Annotated in this window: 21 protein-coding genes; 6 read left to right on the top strand and 15 right to left on the bottom strand. The window is 43.8% G+C overall.

What is annotated here, in order from left to right; genetic code table 11:
- Positions 1-29: 29 nt before the first annotated feature.
- Positions 30-593, top strand: coding sequence for a TIGR04002 family protein (locus PG418_RS02125; protein ID WP_195479325.1), 564 nt, complete (start codon positions 30-32; stop codon positions 591-593).
- A 77-nt stretch (positions 594-670) separates the two neighbouring features.
- Positions 671-1,270: a TIGR04100 family radical SAM protein gene (locus PG418_RS02120; protein ID WP_055247848.1), complete on the top strand. Its 600-nt coding sequence runs from the start codon at positions 671-673 to the stop codon at positions 1,268-1,270.
- A 437-nt stretch (positions 1,271-1,707) separates the two neighbouring features.
- On the opposite strand, the gene PG418_RS02115 is transcribed toward PG418_RS02120, so the two are convergent.
- From PG418_RS02115 to PG418_RS02090, 6 genes are all read right to left on the bottom strand, one after another.
- On the bottom strand, positions 1,708-2,217 hold the full coding sequence (locus PG418_RS02115) for a COG2426 family protein (protein ID WP_022220948.1): 510 nt from the start codon (positions 2,215-2,217) through the stop codon (positions 1,708-1,710).
- Between the two features lie 101 nt (positions 2,218-2,318).
- The gene (hisC, locus tag PG418_RS02110) at positions 2,319-3,377 is read right to left on the bottom strand and encodes a histidinol-phosphate transaminase (RefSeq protein ID WP_173699211.1); all 1,059 of its coding nucleotides are present in this window, start codon (positions 3,375-3,377) and stop codon (positions 2,319-2,321) included.
- Positions 3,378-3,417: 40 nt separating this feature from the next.
- On the bottom strand, positions 3,418-4,611 hold the full coding sequence (locus tag PG418_RS02105) for a pyridoxal phosphate-dependent aminotransferase (RefSeq protein WP_008369542.1): 1,194 nt from the start codon (positions 4,609-4,611) through the stop codon (positions 3,418-3,420).
- Positions 4,601-5,539, bottom strand: coding sequence for a DUF2156 domain-containing protein (locus PG418_RS02100; RefSeq protein WP_211133859.1), 939 nt, complete (start codon positions 5,537-5,539; stop codon positions 4,601-4,603). The genes PG418_RS02105 and PG418_RS02100 overlap by 11 nt, the downstream gene beginning before the upstream one ends.
- A 395-nt stretch (positions 5,540-5,934) precedes the next feature.
- The gene (gene mnmM, locus PG418_RS02095) at positions 5,935-6,495 is read right to left on the bottom strand and encodes a tRNA 5-(aminomethyl)-2-thiouridylate-methyltransferase MnmM (RefSeq protein WP_498836981.1); all 561 of its coding nucleotides are present in this window, start codon (positions 6,493-6,495) and stop codon (positions 5,935-5,937) included.
- Positions 6,496-6,603: 108 nt separating this feature from the next.
- Positions 6,604-7,140: a hypothetical protein gene (locus PG418_RS02090; protein WP_173687117.1), complete on the bottom strand. Its 537-nt coding sequence runs from the start codon at positions 7,138-7,140 to the stop codon at positions 6,604-6,606.
- 179 nt (positions 7,141-7,319) lie between these two features.
- Here PG418_RS02090 and PG418_RS02085 point away from each other — a divergent pair, with 179 nt between their 5' ends.
- Entirely contained in the window at positions 7,320-8,195 is an 876-nt protein-coding gene (locus PG418_RS02085; protein WP_498836980.1) for a YitT family protein, read from the top strand.
- Here PG418_RS02085 and PG418_RS02080 read toward each other — a convergent pair.
- The 7 genes from PG418_RS02080 to rho all read right to left on the bottom strand — a co-directional run bounded on the left by PG418_RS02080 (position 8,164) and on the right by rho (position 13,958).
- Positions 8,164-9,057, bottom strand: coding sequence for a LysR family transcriptional regulator (locus tag PG418_RS02080; RefSeq protein WP_498836979.1), 894 nt, complete (start codon positions 9,055-9,057; stop codon positions 8,164-8,166). The two genes, PG418_RS02085 and PG418_RS02080, sit on opposite strands and share 32 nt — an antisense overlap.
- Before the next feature lie 88 nt (positions 9,058-9,145).
- Entirely contained in the window at positions 9,146-9,310 is a 165-nt protein-coding gene (locus PG418_RS02075; RefSeq protein ID WP_156330653.1) for a hypothetical protein, read from the bottom strand.
- Between the two features lie 43 nt (positions 9,311-9,353).
- Positions 9,354-10,430, bottom strand: coding sequence for a peptide chain release factor 1 (prfA, locus tag PG418_RS02070; RefSeq protein ID WP_117824617.1), 1,077 nt, complete (start codon positions 10,428-10,430; stop codon positions 9,354-9,356).
- Between the two features lie 14 nt (positions 10,431-10,444).
- Positions 10,445-11,302, bottom strand: coding sequence for a peptide chain release factor N(5)-glutamine methyltransferase (gene prmC, locus PG418_RS02065; RefSeq protein ID WP_349123607.1), 858 nt, complete (start codon positions 11,300-11,302; stop codon positions 10,445-10,447).
- Positions 11,303-11,307: 5 nt separating this feature from the next.
- Positions 11,308-12,243 carry a DUF1385 domain-containing protein gene (locus PG418_RS02060; RefSeq protein ID WP_195254745.1) on the bottom strand — a complete coding sequence of 312 codons (936 nt, stop codon included), beginning with the start codon at positions 12,241-12,243 and terminating at the stop codon, positions 11,308-11,310.
- An 80-nt stretch (positions 12,244-12,323) separates the two neighbouring features.
- Entirely contained in the window at positions 12,324-12,524 is a 201-nt protein-coding gene (gene rpmE, locus PG418_RS02055; protein ID WP_008369554.1) for a 50S ribosomal protein L31, read from the bottom strand.
- A 108-nt stretch (positions 12,525-12,632) separates the two neighbouring features.
- A complete protein-coding gene (gene rho / locus PG418_RS02050) occupies positions 12,633-13,958 on the bottom strand; it encodes a transcription termination factor Rho (RefSeq protein WP_008369555.1) in 1,326 nt (441 codons plus the stop codon).
- Between the two features lie 223 nt (positions 13,959-14,181).
- Here rho and PG418_RS02045 point away from each other — a divergent pair, with 223 nt between their 5' ends.
- The 3 genes from PG418_RS02045 to PG418_RS02035 are packed head-to-tail and all read left to right on the top strand — an operon-like array spanning position 14,182 to position 16,861.
- The gene (locus PG418_RS02045; protein WP_022220405.1) at positions 14,182-15,330 is read left to right on the top strand and encodes an NAD(P)-dependent malic enzyme; all 1,149 of its coding nucleotides are present in this window, start codon (positions 14,182-14,184) and stop codon (positions 15,328-15,330) included.
- A 4-nt stretch (positions 15,331-15,334) separates the two neighbouring features.
- Positions 15,335-16,336: a tRNA modification radical SAM protein MnmL/YtqA gene (gene mnmL / locus PG418_RS02040; protein ID WP_270246947.1), complete on the top strand. Its 1,002-nt coding sequence runs from the start codon at positions 15,335-15,337 to the stop codon at positions 16,334-16,336.
- 12 nt (positions 16,337-16,348) lie between these two features.
- Complete coding sequence (locus PG418_RS02035; RefSeq protein ID WP_195254746.1) at positions 16,349-16,861, top strand: DUF4364 family protein; 513 nt, start codon at positions 16,349-16,351, stop codon at positions 16,859-16,861.
- Positions 16,862-17,226: 365 nt separating this feature from the next.
- Here PG418_RS02035 and PG418_RS02030 read toward each other — a convergent pair whose 3' ends face one another.
- Positions 17,227-18,069, bottom strand: a complete 843-nt coding sequence (locus PG418_RS02030; protein ID WP_008369567.1) for a sensor histidine kinase — start codon at positions 18,067-18,069, stop codon at positions 17,227-17,229.
- Positions 18,062-18,784: a LytR/AlgR family response regulator transcription factor gene (locus PG418_RS02025; protein WP_270246946.1), complete on the bottom strand. Its 723-nt coding sequence runs from the start codon at positions 18,782-18,784 to the stop codon at positions 18,062-18,064. Before PG418_RS02025 ends, PG418_RS02030 begins: the two co-directional genes overlap by 8 nt.
- Between the last annotated feature and the right edge of the window lie 21 nt (positions 18,785-18,805).

Genomic DNA, 18,805 nt, shown 5'->3' with positions numbered 1-18,805 from the left:
AATAAATAAAACCCAGGGAGGTAACTATCATGTCATCTACAATCATTAACAATCCAGAACCATCTGCAAATGCACTTTCTCATCAGAAAGTCTCCAGACTGACTTCAACAGCTCTTTTTGCAGCACTGATCTGTGTGACAACTGCTTATATTTTCCATATTCCATTTGGTGTAAATGGCGGATATGTACACATCGGAGATTCTCTGATCTATCTTGCCGCTGCATTCCTCCCAACACCATATGCCATGTTTGCTGGTGCAATCGGTGGTGCCATGGCAGATATCCTGACTGCCCCGGTATATGCACCTGCAACCTTCATCATCAAGATGCTGATCTCCCTTCCGATCACATGTAAAAAGGACAAGATCGTGAATGTACACAACTGTGTCGGCGTTATTGTTTCCGCTGTAATTTCCTTTATTGGATATTATATCACAGATGTAATCCTGTTCGGAACCTGGGGTGCACTGATTCCTTCGATTGTAGGAACCCTTGCCCAGTCAGGCGGAAGTGCTGTGATCTTTATCATTCTTGGTTCCACTCTTGACAAAGCCGGTTTCAAGAGTACAATGAAAAACAAATTTGGAATTTAGCCAAATATTTAATTATACACAAATGACAGGTGGTTCTTGAATATCCGCCTGACTTTCAAAGAGGAGATTTTATTATAATGTCAGATATTATTTACACATTTAAAAACAATGCATATTTTAACATCACCAACCGCTGCACTTGCAAATGTATTTTCTGCATCCGTAACGAGCATGAAGCCATCGGAGAGGCAACAGAACTTTGGCACGACCACAATCCTTCTTTCGAAGAGATCAAGGCAGCTATTGATGCTTTTGATTTTACAAATTATCCGGAAGCCGTCTTCTGCGGCTACGGGGAACCGACCTGTGCCTACGATAATCTGATTGCTGCTGCAAAATACATGAAAGAAAAACATCCGGAAGTTCTCCTTCGCGTCAATACCAACGGACTTGGCGAACTCTTCAATAAAAAGCCGATCGCAGAAGAAATGGCAAAATATATCGATGCCGTATCGATCAGCCTGAATGCGCCAACTGCAGAGCGTTACCAGGAAGTTACACAGCCTTGTTTTGAAAATGCGTTCCCAGATATGCTTGCATTTGCCGAGAAAGCGAAGAAACTGTTCTCATCTGTGCAGTTCAGTGTGGTAAGCATCATTTCACAGGAAGAAATCGATGCGTCCCAGAAACTCGCAGACGAGATGGGGATTCCGTTGAAAGTTCGAATTTATTCGTAAGTTCATTCTCTTTTCTACTATAATTAACAAAGGGACGGCTGCCATACTTTGCGCTGTGCTGGCAGAAGGGCCAAAAGGAATCGTTCGGATTCTATTTTGCGCTATGGAGATGAGACTCAGGAAGCATGGAAGCCTTTGCTGAACATGCTTCCCGCCCTAAGAGGCTCATCGGAATGGTTAGCGCAACTTGAATCCGAACGATTCCTTTTGTGGCTGGCGCTCACTCAACCTATATCATTCAAATCGAGCAGGCTGACTCCTGCTCGATACGTATACTTTGTACACCATCTCGCTTAACAGCTCGATGATGTACATTCGCCAAATACAGATCCTTGTGCAAGCACAAATCTGCACTTGGATCATCGTATACACAAAATGACCATATGCTCTCACATACAGCCATTCTGCATTCTCTCAAAGAGAAAACTTTCACATTTTTATCCAAAAATCCCTCCGATCACAACGTAAGACAGGATATACATGATCACCGATGCCATGCATACGCCGACTACGATTGCTCCGAAAGCTTTTTTCCAGTCGATGCCAAGGAGGGATGCGACAAGAGCTCCGGTCCAGGCTCCGGTTCCCGGAAGCGGGATTCCTACGAAGAGTACCAGCCCCCAGAATTCATATCTGCTGATCCGATCACTTTTGCTCATCGCTTTTTTCTCCAGCTTTTCTACAAGCGGACGGAAAAGGCGCGTCTTGCGCAGCCATGCAAAAATCGGACGGATCAGAAGCAGGATAAACGGAATTGGGATCAGGTTCCCGACCAGACAGATCGGGATTGCACGCCAGGTCGGGATATTTAAAAACGCCGGACCTGCCGCAAGGATTCCTCCCCTGAGCTCCAGAATCGGAATCATTGAAATAATAAAGATAATCAGTTCTTTGGCAGCCTTGCCACCCAGATGAGTTACAAACCACTGTACTAAAGTTTCAGTCATACAAATCTCCTATTTTTTACTTATTAAATCGGTGTTTGACGTGTCAATAAGCATAAATTGCTTATTTGTGTAAGCACAAACGCAATTTATGTTTTTAACACTTACATCATATATTCACGGAGGAAGGCAAAGAGTGCTTCCATCTCTTCTCTCGTACCAATCGTCACACGCAGATATTGCTCAATCCGCTCGCTTCCCCAGAAACGCACATAGATTCCTTTTGCTTTCATTGCTTCAAAGAGTTCTTTTGCATCGTATTCCGGATGTGATACAAAGATGAAGTTTGCGCTTGGTTTTGGGAATACAAAGCCGAGCTTTTTGAATTCTTCTTCTGCCCAGTCTCTTGTCTCCACAATTTTACGTGTTGTCTCAGCAAAATATTCTTTATCTTTTACCGCTTCTGCTCCGTATACCAGAGAAGTTTTGTTCATAGTATAAGAATTAAACGAATATTTTGCATCGTTTAAATACTTGATCAGGAGCGGACTTGCGATTGCATATCCAATACGCATTCCAGCCATCGATCTTGCCTTTGAAAATGTCTGCGTAATGATCAGGTTGTCATATTTGTCCAGAAGCGAAAGTGCTGACTCTCCTGCGAAATCAATATATGCCTCATCCACAATCACAATAACATCCTGGTTGTGTCTGATGATATCTTCCACAAATTCCAGATCTTCATAGATGGATGTCGGTGCATTTGGATTCGGGAAGATCACACCACCATTTTCCGGATAATAATCTTCTTTTATGATATGGAAGTTTTCATCTACCTTCTTGCATTCGTATGGAATCCGGTAAAGATCCGCCCATACTTTGTAGAAGGAATATGTAATATCCGGAAAGAAAACCGGTTTTTCCGAGTTAAAGAAGGTAAGAAAACACATAGAGAGAACATCGTCAGATCCCACTCCCACAAAAACCTGATCTTTTCCAACATGATAAAAATCCGCCAGTGCACTGACCAGTGCATCAGATGTCGGATCCGGATACAGCCTTAAACTGTCCACATGACCCTCCAGCTTTTTCATTGCCGCAAGGACTCCCGGTGCAGGTGGGTACGGATTCTCATTGGTATTCAGTTTGATCACTTTTTTCTGTGGCTGTTCACCCGGAACATAAGGTTCTACTTTTCGGATATTTTTCTCAAATTCTCTCATCTTGCTTTCTCACCTTTCTGTCACATCTTTTGCTTTTGTCTTATCCTAGCTGATATTCTTTTGCAAGCTCTTTGAATTTCGGCAGTGCATTTACGATTGTCTCATAAGCTACACAATATGCAATTCTGACATATCCTGCACATCCAAAAGAACTTCCCGGTACCAGAAGCAGATTATATTTTTTTGCTTCCTGGCAAAATGTCTTTTCATCCTTGATCGGAGTCTTCATGAACAGGTAAAATGCACCCTGCGGTTTAACACATTCAAATCCACATTCTATGAGTCCCTGGTAAAGAGTCTCCCTGTTTCTGTTATAGTATGAAATATCGGTTTTCTCATGCAGACATCTTGCAACTACCTTCTGCTGCAGGGTTGGCGCATTGACAAATCCAAGAATACGGTTTGCAACATTTGCTGCTGCAATGAGTGTCTCTGAATCTTTTACATCATCCGGAATCACCAGATATCCGATTCGCTCTCCTGGCAGGGAAAGAGATTTACTATAAGAATATCCTACGATCGTATTGGCATAATACCTGGTCAGATACGGTACATCCACACCATCATAAGCAAGCTCACGGTATGGCTCATCAGAGATAAGATAAATCTCTGTTCCGTATTCGTTCTGCTTCTTCTCCATGATCTCTGCCATCTTCCTGATCGTCTCTTCGGAATAGACAACACCGGTCGGATTATTCGGTGTATTAACGATCACTGCTTTTGTCTTCGGTGTGATCTTTGCCTCAAATTCATCCAGCTTCGGCTGAAAATCTACGGTATTCGGTGAGATTTCAACCAGAACACCGTCAAAATTATTGACATAACTTCTGTACTCTCCAAAGTACGGTGCAAATGTGATCACTTCATCTCCCGGATTTAACAGTGCTTTTAAAATAACATTCAGTCCGCCTGCTGCGCCAACTGTCATCGTAATATTTTTTGCTGCAAATGCAGTACCAAACCGCTCATTCAGAGATTCAGCTACAGCCTGGCGAACATCTTCATATCCCGCATTGCTGTTAGTATATCCATGAAGCACCAATTCATCTTCTTCATCCAAAATATCAAGAATCGCCTGCTTTACGGCTTTCGGTGCCGGTACATTTGGATTACCGAGACTGAAATCAAATACATTTTCCGGTCCGTAAATTTTTGCAAGACGATTCCCCTCTTCAAACATGGCGCGGATTGCCGAGCTGTTTGCCACCATATTTTCCATCTTCTTAGATATCATCTTTTGCACACTCCTTTTCGCTGTCTTCTTTTAATGTCACAACACCTTTTTCTACCATAAATGCCGGTTTGTAGGAAAGCTTGGCCTTTCTTAATCCTTCTTCTCCAACATCATCTTCCCGGTTGGTATATTTGTATTTTCCGGCAATTTCATGCTCTACGAACTGCTGGTTGATCATGGTATACGCACCTTCAATATCCGCATAAGCTTTTTCGATATGAACCACAAAGGTATCGTCATTTACCGCTTCTCCAATCGTAAATGCAACAATCTCATCACCAACTCTGAGCAGACCTCCGATCAGGTTCAGTTCTTTGTAAAGGCGCAGTGAATTGAGTGTTACACACATCTCGGAATTCTTCTCTTCATCATCTTCACAGCCATTCAGATTCCGCCATTTCAGTGCCATCTGAAAACACTCTTCCAGATTATCCTCTGTAATCGTTTCGTAACTCCAGTTATCTCCGTGAAGTGCTTTAAATTTATTGACGTGATTCCGCTTGCCGTGCAGCTTTTTGCCGGAAAGTGTTGCAAGTTTCTCACTTTCATAGACATAATCCGCCTCATCTCTGTGATAGGTGATGTCGAATTTGCCTGGAAACCATGTTTCAAGCTTGGCGAAATTCTCTTTTGTCACCCCATACAGACAGAATGGAACGCCTTTTTCTTTCTCCCACTTCATGATATCTTCAATCGCTGCTTTTACATCTTCATCTTCACCTGCCGGAAATGCATAGCCGTAACCTGCACTGTTGTCCCGGAACAGGAGAACGTTGTTATATTGTGCAAATTCTACTTCGTAAAACCTTGCCCACAGATATACATTTGCAAAAGTACGGTCGCAGCTTCTGCTTGGGTACTTTTTGAAATAAAAATCAATAAGATCCCGGTCTGTCAGTTCTGGTCTTTTAAATTTTGCTTCTGCCATAAAAAATCCTTCCATATTCCGCTTTTTTGCGGTACTGTCTGTTAGTATACCACATTTTGAGTGGATTTTTGCGGTTTTCTTGTATTTTTTTGTGTTACTTGTAAAGTTAGTGGGCCAGGTACCCAAATAAAATATGCCAGATTCCACTCGGCATACTATTCCGATGAACCTCTGAAAGCGGCAATTATGTCAGCAATGGCTTCCATAATTGCCTGAGTTTCATCTCCATTGCCTCGGATGGAATCTGGCATGTTCTATTTGGGTACCTGGCAGATCTACTTTACTGGTTGTGACTGTTGCTCCAGTACGAAGTTTTTTGCCAAACATAAGAACCGTAAAAACGCAAAACGGCTTTGTTGATCCAGTTGCTCCACTACTGTTTTCTGAAATAAAAACTATTTCAGTCTATAGATAAATACAGGAAGTGGAGGATCATTTTTACGGTTAAAATAGGAATTTACGATTACGAGCCATTTTTTGGAGTCTATTGTTTTGAGATAATTCAAAATGGCTTCTTTTTCTTCGTAGCCGGTGTCGCCGCCGCTGTAGATGCAGAGGTTTATGATGCCGCCTTTTTTGAGCAGGTTAAGGGCTGACTCGATGGCGGTGAGGCTGGTGGCTGCGCGGGTTGCGATTTTGTGGTCACCGCCGGGGAGGTAGCCGAAATTAAAGATGATGACCTTGGCTTCTTCTTTTACATAGATCTGCATTTTTTCATGACCGTCCTGGATCAGCTTGGCTCTTGTCGACAGGTTCGCTTTTTCGAGGCGTTCTCTGGTGTGAGCAATCGCCATCTCTTGCACATCAAAAGCATAGACATTTCCGGTCTCTCCGACTTTCTGGCACAAAAACTCCGTGTCACCGCCGTTTCCGGCAGTGGCATCAATGCAGATATCCCCTTCTTCTATATACTCTTCTAAAATGTGATGGCAATATTCTGTGATCTGAAAATTCATGTCCTAAACCTCCTGCTTATGTTCGGAAAGTGCGCATTGCCTCGATGATCTGTGCAATCAGAGCTTCCTTCTTTTGTTATCATTTTCTGTCACTTATCTGTCTTTTATTTACCGGGCAATCCATTTGGAATTTTCTGGCGAATAAAAATTAAGCATTTCCCGTACTTCTTTTTCGTTATCGAATGGGTTCCTGATAATCTTATACTCTTTACCTTCCCATGGGATGGTGATCTTACCATTTTTTACCGTCATCTGCTCGATGGCTGTCCGTGGCAGCTGTACGAGTTCATTTCCATCCTTGTCATAGAATGCCATACCATTGTCCCAGTAAATGATCACACGCATCATTTTCATTCCATAGCTGCGCGTAACCAGGCACACCACTGCGATCACAAGGAACCAGATACTGTAGGTCAGCCCGCCGGCAATCCCGCTTCCTATTGCGCACAGAATGCAGAAAACTGCAAATGGAAGCATCAGATATTTAACGGTCATGCCGCTGTAATACCCGGATACCAGACAATGAAAACTGCCCTTCCATTCATTTCCAAATTTCGCAGCTTCCTGCTGTGTCTTCTTCTGGATCACCTGATTCACCGCCTGCATGATGGCATTCCGAACCAGACGCTGTACAATATGTCCCATCTTTTGTACCTCCTCATGTTCTCTCATTTATGTCAATTTTAGCATATCCTGTTACTTTTTCAACCACGCAGCGTTATATGTGATATAAGTTTTTCTTATATCACTATTCATAGAATGTATTTCCCATTTTCTCCCATTTCTCCTAAATTAGAAGTATCGACTTATGGAGGTACTGACCAATGAAACTTACTACAAAAAGAAAAGAACAGATTTCTTCTGTTCTCATCATCTGCCTGGGAAATATACTCAACGCTTTTTCAGCCAGAGTCTTTCTTCTTCCGGCTGACCTTGTTGCCGGTGGCACGACCGGAATCGGGCTGATCCTGCAGCGCATAACCGGGATTCCTCTTTCCTCTCTGGTGCTCGCTTTCAACATTATCATGCTGGTGCTTGCCTATATTTTCCTCGGGAAAAAATATACATTATCTGCAATTTTAAGCTCTTTTATGTATCCGATCGCACTGGAATTCTTCAATCAGATCCTTGGAGATTATGTTCTGACAGACAATCTGATCCTATGCACACTCTTTGCTGGCATCGGAATCGGAATCTCCCTTGGAATGATCATCCGTACCGGTGCTTCTACCGGTGGCGTAGACGTTCCGCCACTGATCTTAAATAAATATTTCCGTTTTCCTGTTTCAGCCGGATTGTACATCATTGACTTCTTTGTCATCCTGGGGCAGGCACTTTATCAGCCAGTTGACAAGGTACTATATGCGATTTTGTATGTGATCATTTACACCCTTGTCATGAACAAGCTGATCGTCAGCGGAACTTCAAGGATTGCTGTTCAGATCATCAGCAAACATTCAGATGAAATCCGTAATTTTGTACTTACCCAGATTGACCGCGGTACAACCATCATTCCAGTTCAGGGTGGCTATCTGAACCAGCAGCTGAATATGGTACTCACCGTCATCTCCAACCGTGAACTCGTCCAACTTGAAAAAAATGTTCATCAGATCGATCCGGAAAGCTTTATCATCGTTTCCCAGGTACAGGAAGTTCAGGGACGCGGATTTAATCTGGATAAACACTGGAAACCAGAGTAGTCAGATACCGCTGAAATTCCCGGATTTCCGGCTCTTTTTTCTTTGATTTCAGGCAGGCAAAATAAAGACTGTCCTGCCTGGCTGGAACCAGCGGCACCGCCGTAACCCCATAGTATTCTGCAAAGGACTTTGGTCCGATCGCGATTCCGCTTCCGCTTTTCACCATCTTCATCACCGTATCGATGCTGTCTGAGCGGATGACTCTCTTCCATGTGATATTCTGTTCACCATATGTCTTTCTGAGGAGACGATCTTCCACCGAATGCTCCAGTCCTGTGAGCATAGTATATTCCCTGCAATCCATGATTGAAGCATTTTTCTTCTGCGTGAGCGGATGATCCGGTGCCATCAGTATACACTGCTTCTCACGGATCAGTTCTTTTGCAAAACAGACACATTTCTCCATGCCGATTTCATTTTCCGGCATCCGGTCCAGTGCCATATCAAGGGAACCGTCCTTGATCGCCGCATATGCATCCAGCCCAGCCTCCGTATAAAATGTCACCTCGAGCTCCGGATGCCTTTCAAAATATCTGGCAATCTTCGGAAACAGTCTGTTGGAATAGACTCTGGCACCAAGTCCGATTTTTAATTTTTTATGTTCTGTTCCCGAAATCACTTCTTCTTTAAAACGATTCCAGTCTTTTAGCATTTCTTGCGCTTTTTGGTAAAAAATATTCCCTTTTTCGGTAAGTTCCAGTCCTTTGCTTGTCCTGTGAAATACGCGGTATCCCAGTTCCTTTTCCAGATTCCGGATCTGCTGGGACAGAGCGGGCTGCGAGACGAAAAGGTACTCTGCTGCGCGGGAAATGCTTTTGCAATTTGCGATTTCTACAATGTAAGTTAATTGTTGTATGTTCATTCAACGCCTCTGTTTTGTTTTTCAGTATATAAAAATCCCCCATACGGGACATTTCTGTTTTCTTGACCTGTATGAGGGTATCCTATTACTATTTTTTAGCAGGAGTGCGTCCTGCAAGCCATCCTCTGACGGTTTCAATATTTGCTTTTATTGTCCGATCAATATGGGCGATCGGGCATGTTCTTGAAATCCATCTGCACTTCGTTGTCAATAACTGTGAGTTCTTCATCATCCATAATAATTCGAAGAACATACTCACAGGCTTTCCTGTCTTTATACACTTTTGCCTGCTTCTATTATACTGCCTCATTCATCGATGCCAGCTTTGCTGCCTGGTCTGCTGCGATCAGGCTGTCAATGATTTCATCCAGATCTCCGTTCATAATGCTGTCCAGCTTATGAAGCGTAAGCTTGATTCTGTGATCGGTCACACGTCCCTGTGGGAAGTTGTAAGTACGGATCTTCTCAGAACGGTCTCCGGTACCGATCTGGCTTCTTCTTGCCTCAGCCTCTGCAGACTGCTTCTTCTCCAGTTCCAGTTCATATAACTTGGAACGCAGAAGACGGAATGCCTTTTCCTTGTTCTGCAGCTGTGATTTTTCAGTCTGGCTGTAGATCACGATTCCTGTCGGATAATGAGTCAGTCGTACAGCAGAGTCTGTGGTATTGACACACTGACCACCGTTACCAGATGCACGCATAACATCGATACGAATATCTTTTTCATCGATCACAACGTCAACTTCTTCTGCTTCCGGCATCACTGCTACGGTAATGGTTGAAGTATGGATACGTCCGCCGCTTTCTGTCTCCGGCACACGCTGTACACGATGTACACCACTTTCATACTTCATACGGGAATATGCTCCCTGTCCTGTGATCATAAATACAACTTCCTTGAATCCGCCGATTCCGTTTTCATTGAGGGAGATCATCTCTGTCTTCCAGCGTCTGCTGTCTGCATAATGTACATACATACGGTAGATCTCAGCCGCAAAAAGGGCAGCTTCATCTCCACCTGCACCTGCACGGATCTCCACGATAACGTTCTTGTCATCGTTCGGGTCTTTTGGAAGAAGAAGGATCTTGAGCTCCTGTTCCAGCTCTTCGACTCTCTTCTTAGACTCACTGAGTTCTTCTTTTGCCAGCTCTTTCATCTCTTCATCGGATTCTTCCTCCAGAAGAGAAAGACTGTCTTCAATGTTCTGTTTACAATTTTTATATTCTTTATATGCCTCAACAATCGGGGTCAGATCATTCTGTTCTTTCATCAGCTTGCGGAAACGTGACTGGTCATTCACCACGTCCGGTTCCTGAAGCTCACCCATAATCTCCTCATAACGAATGAGCAGATCTTCTAATTTATCAAACATTTCTTTTCCTCCTGTTATTTGCTACGCCTATTGTACACGCCACATACCACACGGTCAAGACCTGCCAGATCCTTTTGCGTTGAAACCTGTTCAAATCCAGTCTCTTTCAGCAATTTTTCCACATCTGTACTCTGGTCATATCCAATCTCCATCACAAGCCAGCCGCCGTCTGTCAGATATTCCGGAACCTTTTCTGCCAGGATCCGGTAAAAATAAAGACCGTCCTCTTTTCCGTCCAATGCCTCATACGGGTCATGAAGACGTACCTCTGCTTCCAGCTCTTCGATCACTTTTGTCGGGATATAAGGTGGATTCGATGTGATCATGTCAAATGTTCCTGTAATATTTTCAAACATATCAGTCTGGATCCACTTACCGCTCACTCCCAGCTTTTTGGCATTTTTTTCAGCCACTTTCAGAGCTTCTTCTGAAATATCTGCACCTTCTATGACAATCTGCGGATTTCTCAGTTTCAGGCTGATTGGGATACAGCCTGAACCAGTACACATATCCAGCACTTTTACCGGATTTTCCTTTTTCATAAGAAGCAGTCTTTTTTCTGCTTCCTCTACAAGAATCTCAGTATCCTGTCTTGGCACAAGTACATGTTCATTGACTGCAAATTCATATCCCATAAATTCCTGAACCCCGGTCAGATGCTGCACCGGAATCCGGGTTTTTCTGCAGCTTACCAGCTCAAAGAACCGGTCTTCTTCATTTTTCGGCATTCTTTCAAAACCATCCACATAATATCTGGTCCTTGTCATGCCGGTCACATGCTCCAGCAGGATCCAGGCATCACTTTCCGGCTCCGGAATCCCCGCCGCTTTCAATTCACCTGTAGCTTTCTGATATGCTTCCTGATAGGTCACAGCTTTTACTCCTCTTCCTTATATCCGAAATTCTCTCTCAAATACGCTTTCCAGTCAAACACCGCTTCTACAGACGCAATCCCGACCTCGATCATCTCATCGTCCGGTTCCTTTGTCGTAAGCCCCTGCAGCCAAAGTCCCGGCTTACTTAAGATACACACGATCGGATTCTCACTGCTTCCTGCCCATTTGATCAACTCATAAGAAATACCAGCAATCACCGGAAGAAGTGCAATTCTCACAATCACTCTCATCAGCGGAGATTCTACCCTTACAAAAAATAAGAGAACGATTCCCACGATCATGACAAACAGCATGAAGCTGGTTCCGCATCTTTTGTGTTCTTTAGAGCTCTTTCTAACATTTTCAACAGTCAGTGGAAGTCCATGTTCAATACAGTTGATACACTTATGCTCCGCGCCATGATAGCGATACAGACGCTTAATATCGTTCATTACCGAAATCCCGCCCACATAGGCAACAAAAATCGCAATGCGGATGATTCCCTCAATGATAATCCGAACTGTATAGGAAGAAATCCATTTCTTCAGCAGATCTGACAAAAAATACGGAAGTACCATAAAAATACCGATCGCAAGTGTAAAAGATACAACCATCGTCAGCGTCATCAAAAGCTTTTCCATACGCTCCTGCTTCTTTTCTTCGGCTTCGGTCATCTCTTTTTCTTCCTCTTCCTCATAGAAGCTTGCTGACCAGGTCAAAGTCTTCATCCCCAGCACCAGAGAATCAACAAAATTAAAGATTCCTCTGACAAAAGGGAGCTTCGTAAGTGCCGTATATTTTCCAACTACACTTTTATATGTATCTGTTGTAACTTCTATCTCTCCGTCAGGCTTTCTCACCGCAACCGCATAACGGTCTTTATTCTTCATCATCACGCCTTCGATGACAGCCTGACCACCAATATTCGAAGATTTCATATTCTGTTATGTCCTTTTTAATTCATCGTATACACAAAATAGGCTGAGATTTCACAATCCCAGCCTGTTGAATTCTCTTATTACTGAATTCCGTATTTCTTGTTAAACTTGTCAACACGACCTCTGGCCTGAGTTGCTTTCTGCTGTCCTGTGTAGAACGGATGACATTTAGAGCAGATTTCTACGTGGATTTCTTTGCTTGTAGAACCTGTTACGAATGTATTCCCACAGTTGCAAGTTACAGTTGCCTGATAGTAATCTGGATGGATTCCTTCTTTCATGATTTTCACCTCTTCTTGTTTTATTCGTTTTACGCGCTTTCACGCGGCTAATATCTTTAAACAGCTATGTTAGCATAACATAGTTTTTTTCTAAATGCAAGTAATTTTCTAAATAAACTTTGTTTTTTTGACCATTTGGACAAATTCTACGTTATTTTTCGTGCGGTCAAACATATTCAGAATGCTGTCTACCGCTTCATCTGACTTCATTCCGTTTAATGCACGGCGCATAATATCCACTGCTTCCTGCTCCTCTTTCGTAAGAAGCAGATCCTCTCTTCTTGTTCCGGATTTCGGGATATCGATTGCAGGAAAGATTCTCTTTTCAGAAAGCTTCCGGTCAAGCACCAGTTCCATATTACCGGTTCCCTTAAATTCTTCGTAGATGACATCATCCATCTTACTTCCGGTATCTACAAGTGCGGTTGCGAGGATAGTAAGGCTTCCGCCCTCACGCATATTTCTCGCTGCGCCAAAGAAACGTTTCGGCATATGAAGTGCTGCCGGATCAAGACCACCGGACAGGGTTCGTCCGCTCGGTGGAACAACCAGGTTGTATGCTCTTGCCAGACGGGTAATGCTGTCCAAAAGGATCACAACGTCCTTTTTGTGCTCAACCAGACGTTTTGCACGCTCGATCACCATCTCTGACACACGTTTATGATGCTCCGGAAGCTCATCAAAGGTCGAATAAATAACTTCCACATTATCCCCTTCAATGGCTTCTTTGATGTCGGTTACTTCTTCCGGACGTTCATCGATCAGAAGGATCAGAAGATGGATCTCCGGATTATTCTTCCTCATAGAAAGCGCCACCTGCTTCAACAGGGTTGTCTTACCTGCTTTCGGCGGTGATACGATCATGCCTCGCTGTCCCTTACCAATTGGAGAGATCAGATCCATAACACGCATTGCAGTGCTGCTCTTTCCCGCTTCCAGTCTGAGACGTTCATTTGGGAAAATCGGTGTCATATTTTCAAAGTTCATTCTGCGTCCTGCTTCTGCCGGAGACATTCCATTGATCTTGGTCAGATACAGAAGCGCACTGAATTTTTCAGACTGTGTCTTTACTCTTGTATTTCCTGTCAGGATATCCCCTGTCTTCAGGCTGAATCTGCGGATCTGCGATGGTGATACATATACATCTTCCTCGCCCGGCAGATAGTTCTGGGAACGGATAAATCCGTATCCATCCATGACTTCCAGAATTCCATTCACCGTACGTCCACTGTCGAGCTGTTCAATATCTGCGGTTCCGGCTTTTTCGGATTTTACTTCCTCCTTCGCCTCTTTTATTGAAACTTTGTCATCTTCTTCCAGCATAAGATCGATCAGATCTGCTTTTTTCATCGTTGAAATTCCGCGAAGTCCGCGCGTTTTTGCCACCTCTTTTAATGTAGAAAGAGGCAGGGACTCATATTTTTCTCTCGTCATATGTTCTATATTCCTCCTTTATTCCAATTACTTTTCTTATCCAAAAAAATATTAAACTTTTAACATTGGGAAATCTTGTCTGAACTGACTAATCTGCTTTTGATAAACCCAAGTATACAACATTTTGCACAAAATGGAAAGAAGTTTTTTGATTTGCTTTCATATCAGAAGAATGTTATCATAAAAGAGCAGCAAAACTGTAATCAAAGGAGGACGTATGAAAATGTCAGCAATTGAGCAAGCACTTGAAATGCATGAAAAATGGAATGGAAAAATTGAAACTACTGCAAAGTCACACGTAAACTCTCGTGAAGACCTCGCAATCGCATATACACCAGGCGTTGCCGAGCCATGCAAGGTCATTGCAAAGGACCCGGATGCAGCCTACAAATACACGATGAAAGCCAACACAATCGCTGTAGTATCCGACGGTAGTGCCGTTCTCGGACTTGGTAACATCGGAGCCAAAGCCGCCATGCCTGTTATGGAAGGAAAAGCAGTTCTTTTCAAAGAATTCGGCGGAGTCAACGCAGTTCCGATCTGCCTGGACACTCAGGATACAGAAGAGATTATTAAGACAGTTGTCAATATTGCACCTGCTTTTGGCGGAATCAACCTGGAAGATATCTCTGCCCCACGCTGTTTTGAGATTGAGAGCCGTTTAAAAGAACTTCTTGATATCCCTGTATTCCACGATGACCAGCACGGAACCGCCATCGTCGTTCTGGCAGGCATCATCAACGCCCTGAAAGTAACCGGCAAGAAAAAAGAAGACTGTAAAATTGTTGTAAATGGTGCCGGAAGTGCCGGAGTTGCAATCACAAAGCTTCTTCTCACCTACGGTTTCCCGAAGATCACCATGTGTGATATCAATGGAATCATCTCAGCTGATTCACCGAATCTGAACTGGATGCAGAAAGAGATGACCAAAGTGACCAATCTCGACCATGAGACCGGTACACTTGCTGATGCACTCAAGGGTGCTGATATTTTCGTCGGTGTATCTGCCCCGAACATTGTTTCCCAGGAAATGGTTGCTTCTATGAATAAGGATGCGATCCTTTTCGCAATGGCAAACCCGGTACCGGAGATCATGCCGGATCTTGCAAAAGCTGCAGGCGCAAAAGTTGTCGGAACCGGACGTTCTGACTTCCCAAACCAGGTCAACAACGTTGTCGCTTTCCCTGGTATCTTTAAAGGTGCATTAGAGGGACGTGCACCACAGATCACCGAAGAGATGAAGCTTGCCACAGCAAAAGCAATCGCTGGACTTGTTCCGGATGAAGAGCTGAACGAGGACAATATTCTTCCGGAAGCTTTTGACCCTCGCGTATCACAGGTCGTAAGCGAAGCTGTCAAAGCTCTGATTTAATCTTATGAATACAAGGACTCATGATATCAATCGCCCGCAGGAAATATCCTGCGGGCTTACTTGCAAAAAAGAAAATCCCCTGCGCTGGGGAGAACGGCGCTACTATGCACTGGACTACTATCTGAAACAGAATTTCGGTGAAAAACTGTACAAGATTTCTTTAAACGGAGGCTGTTCCTGTCCGAACCGGGACGGAACCTGCGGCACACGCGGTTGTATCTTCTGTAGCGAAGGCGGATCCGGCGATTTTGCCGCTTCTTCTTCTCTTTCTGTTGCCGATCAGCTTGCCTATGGAAAAGGCCTTGTCCGCCCCAAATACAACGGACACAGCTATATCGCCTATTTTCAGGCATATACCAATACCTATGCACCAGCCTGCCATCTGCGCCGGATCTTTACCGAAGCGATTTCTGATCCAGAAGTACGCATTTTATCTATCGCAACGCGTCCGGATTGCCTTTCACCTGAAATCCTTACACTGCTTGCCGAACTAAATGCCATTAAACCGGTCTGGGTAGAGCTTGGACTTCAGACGATCCACGAACGCACTGCCAACTGGATGCGCCGTGGTTATCCACTTTCCGTCTTTGAGCAGGCGGTCCATTCCCTTCACGCGATTGGGGTACAGATCATCACCCACGTAATTTTATTTCTTCCGGGAGAATCTGAAGCAGATATGCTCGCAACCATCCATTATCTGAACGCTCTTCCGATTGACGGAATCAAGCTGCAGCTTCTCCACGTTCTGAAGCATACCGATCTGGCAGATTTTTACAGGCAGGAACCTTTTTATATTCCAGATATGAACTCTTATTTTCATCTGCTCGGAAAATGTATCGCTTCGCTCCGTCCGGATATTGTCATTCACCGTCTGACCGGTGACGGACCAAAATCTCTTCTTATCGCACCGCTCTGGACCGGCAATAAACGGTTAGTACTCAATCAGATGCAGCGCTATTTAAAAGAGCAGAATCTCTGGCAGGGAAAAGAATATACTACATTTTAAGGAGGCAGCCCTATGGCAGAAGCATTTACACTTTATAAACTCATCATTCTATACATGCTGGACAAAGTTGATTTTCCTCTGACCAACTCCCAGATTTCTGAATTTGTCCTGGACAAAGGATATACCGATTATTTCAAACTCCAGCAGGCTCTTTCTGAACTTGCGGACGGTGGTCTCATCCTGAAAGAATCCACTCACAACCGCACTCTTTTCCATCTGACGGAAGATGGGAAAGGGACGGTTCATCTTTTCCGGGATAAAATCTCAAAGCCAATCCAGGACGATATTGACCACTTTTTACAGACAAAACAGTATGATCTGAAAAATGAAGTTTCCGTAAAAGCGGATTATATGAAAAATGCAGGAGAGGAATATTCCGTGCGCTGTCAGGTCTTTGAAAATCACGAACCCCTGATCGATCTGACCCTTTCTGTACCGACTGAAAAAGAAGCGGCGGCAATCGCACTCAACTGGCAGAAAAAAAATCAAGTCGTCTATGCGTGGCTGATGTCTCAGTTATTGTAATGGATGTGAATGATACGGTTCGCAAATTAAGGCTGTGATTGGGCAATGATACACTTGAATCTCACGACATGAAAACTCTACGTTGTTCTTTGGGCAGATCTCAGCTACGTTCTTGAAAGCTTGCAAGCCTCATGCCTGCTCCAAAAGAGCTGAATCCCGGGCACGGACAGAAAACAAATGGATAAGGATTCCATGTTTGTGCTATGGAGATGAGACACAAAAATTGTGGAAGCCCTTGCTGACACAATTTTCGCCTTAAGTAGCTCATCGGAATGGTCAGCACAAAGGAATCTGCTCTATTTGTTTTCTGTCCACGTCCGACCACAACCTACAAAAAAAGCAGACCGTCCCATATTCCGATCTGCCTAAATAACCACCACAAAACTGATGTATTTCCTTTCTTCTATTTCCACCGTAATTTCTCCGTGGTAACGATTCACAAGCATCTTTGCATTATAAAGTCCCAGTCCATGCTTTTTTCCATCTTCTTTCGTAGAAAATCCTTTTTCAAAGAAATGACTGATCTCGCCAAGTCCTATATTTTCAACCTGATTCTTTATCGTGAAGATAAGCTTATCATTCTGGGAATCAATTTCGATCAGTACCTGATTTTTTTCTTCGGTACAGGCTTCGTATGCATTGTCGATCAGGGTTCCAACAATCTCGATCAGATGGTGTTCGGAAATGCCGGAAACGATTTCTTTGTTCCACACGCGGATATCGGTCCGGACATATTCCGGCGCACGGACAATTTTACTGTAGATAAATCCTGCCAGGATTTTATCGCTGATCTTCAGAAGGGGGAGATACTTCCTGCTGTCATCTTCTCTGGCAATTTCCGTAATATATTCAGACTGCTTTGCTACCAGTTCTTCATAATTGTCGATGGTCAGATGCATATTCAGGATTGCATTCAGATGATTGTCAAATTCATGCTGTTTGGCACGGATTTCTTTGACCAGTTCTTCCAGCGGAATCAGATAGTTCTGATAAAGCCGCAGTTCATTTTCCTTCTGGCGTATCAGTACATAATTACTTCTCCAGTCCACAATTCCCCAGATCACAACGATCACCATCAGAACAAACATGATAAACACCCTGTAATCAAAGGTACCGCTGATCAGGAAATCCACGATCAGATAGACTGATACCATAAGTGCCATTACGCAGAAAATACGATATAGAAATTTGCGTACCCAATCAGCCATTTAACAGTCCTCCGATCACCGATTTGTAAGTCACACCGATTTCTACCGTATCCGGACAATTTTTGATCCGGATGATCCGGTTGACGGTATCGTAATATTCAACTTCATTCTTATTGACCGCATACATCCGATGGCACTGCGCAAACATCCCTTTTGGCATCTTAAGCAGCATCTGTCTGAGAGTCACATAAGGGACATCCCAGTTCTCCGTCACAAGATGCAGTCTTGTTCCTCTCGGTATCGCTTCCAGATAACGGATATCCTCGCATTTCAGCTGATAATTGATCCCGTCTTTTTTCACAACGATCACCGGTGGTTTCTCCCTGCTCTCTTTTTCCAGCACCTTCTGAACAACCTCTTCCACCTGCTCCCTGTGAAATGGCTTCATAATGTACTGGTAACAGTGCAGCTCCCGGTAAGCCTGCATTTCCATATTGCCAATGGCAGTCACCATCACGATCGGGGTAAAAATATATTCAAACCTCTCCCGTATCTCTCTTGCGAACAAAATCCCACCGATATCCTCTCGGTCCTCGCCGCTTAGATTTACATCCAAAAGGAAAAGACCATACCGGATTTCCTGATCCAGCAGGTCTTTTGCTTCTTTCAGGGAAGATGCCTTGTGGACACGGATATCATCTGAATATGTGGTAAGAATCTCTGACAATGCCTGCAGCGAAGTCAGTTCATCTTCCAGGATCAATACATCCGTCATCTATTTGTCACCTTTCCTCTC

The organism is Bariatricus sp. TF06-38A, from assembly GCF_027690675.1.
Taxonomy (GTDB): domain Bacteria; phylum Bacillota; class Clostridia; order Lachnospirales; family Lachnospiraceae; genus Allocoprococcus; species Allocoprococcus comes.
Note: the sequence above shows the minus strand (reverse complement) of the source record. Positions and strands in the feature narration are given on the sequence as shown.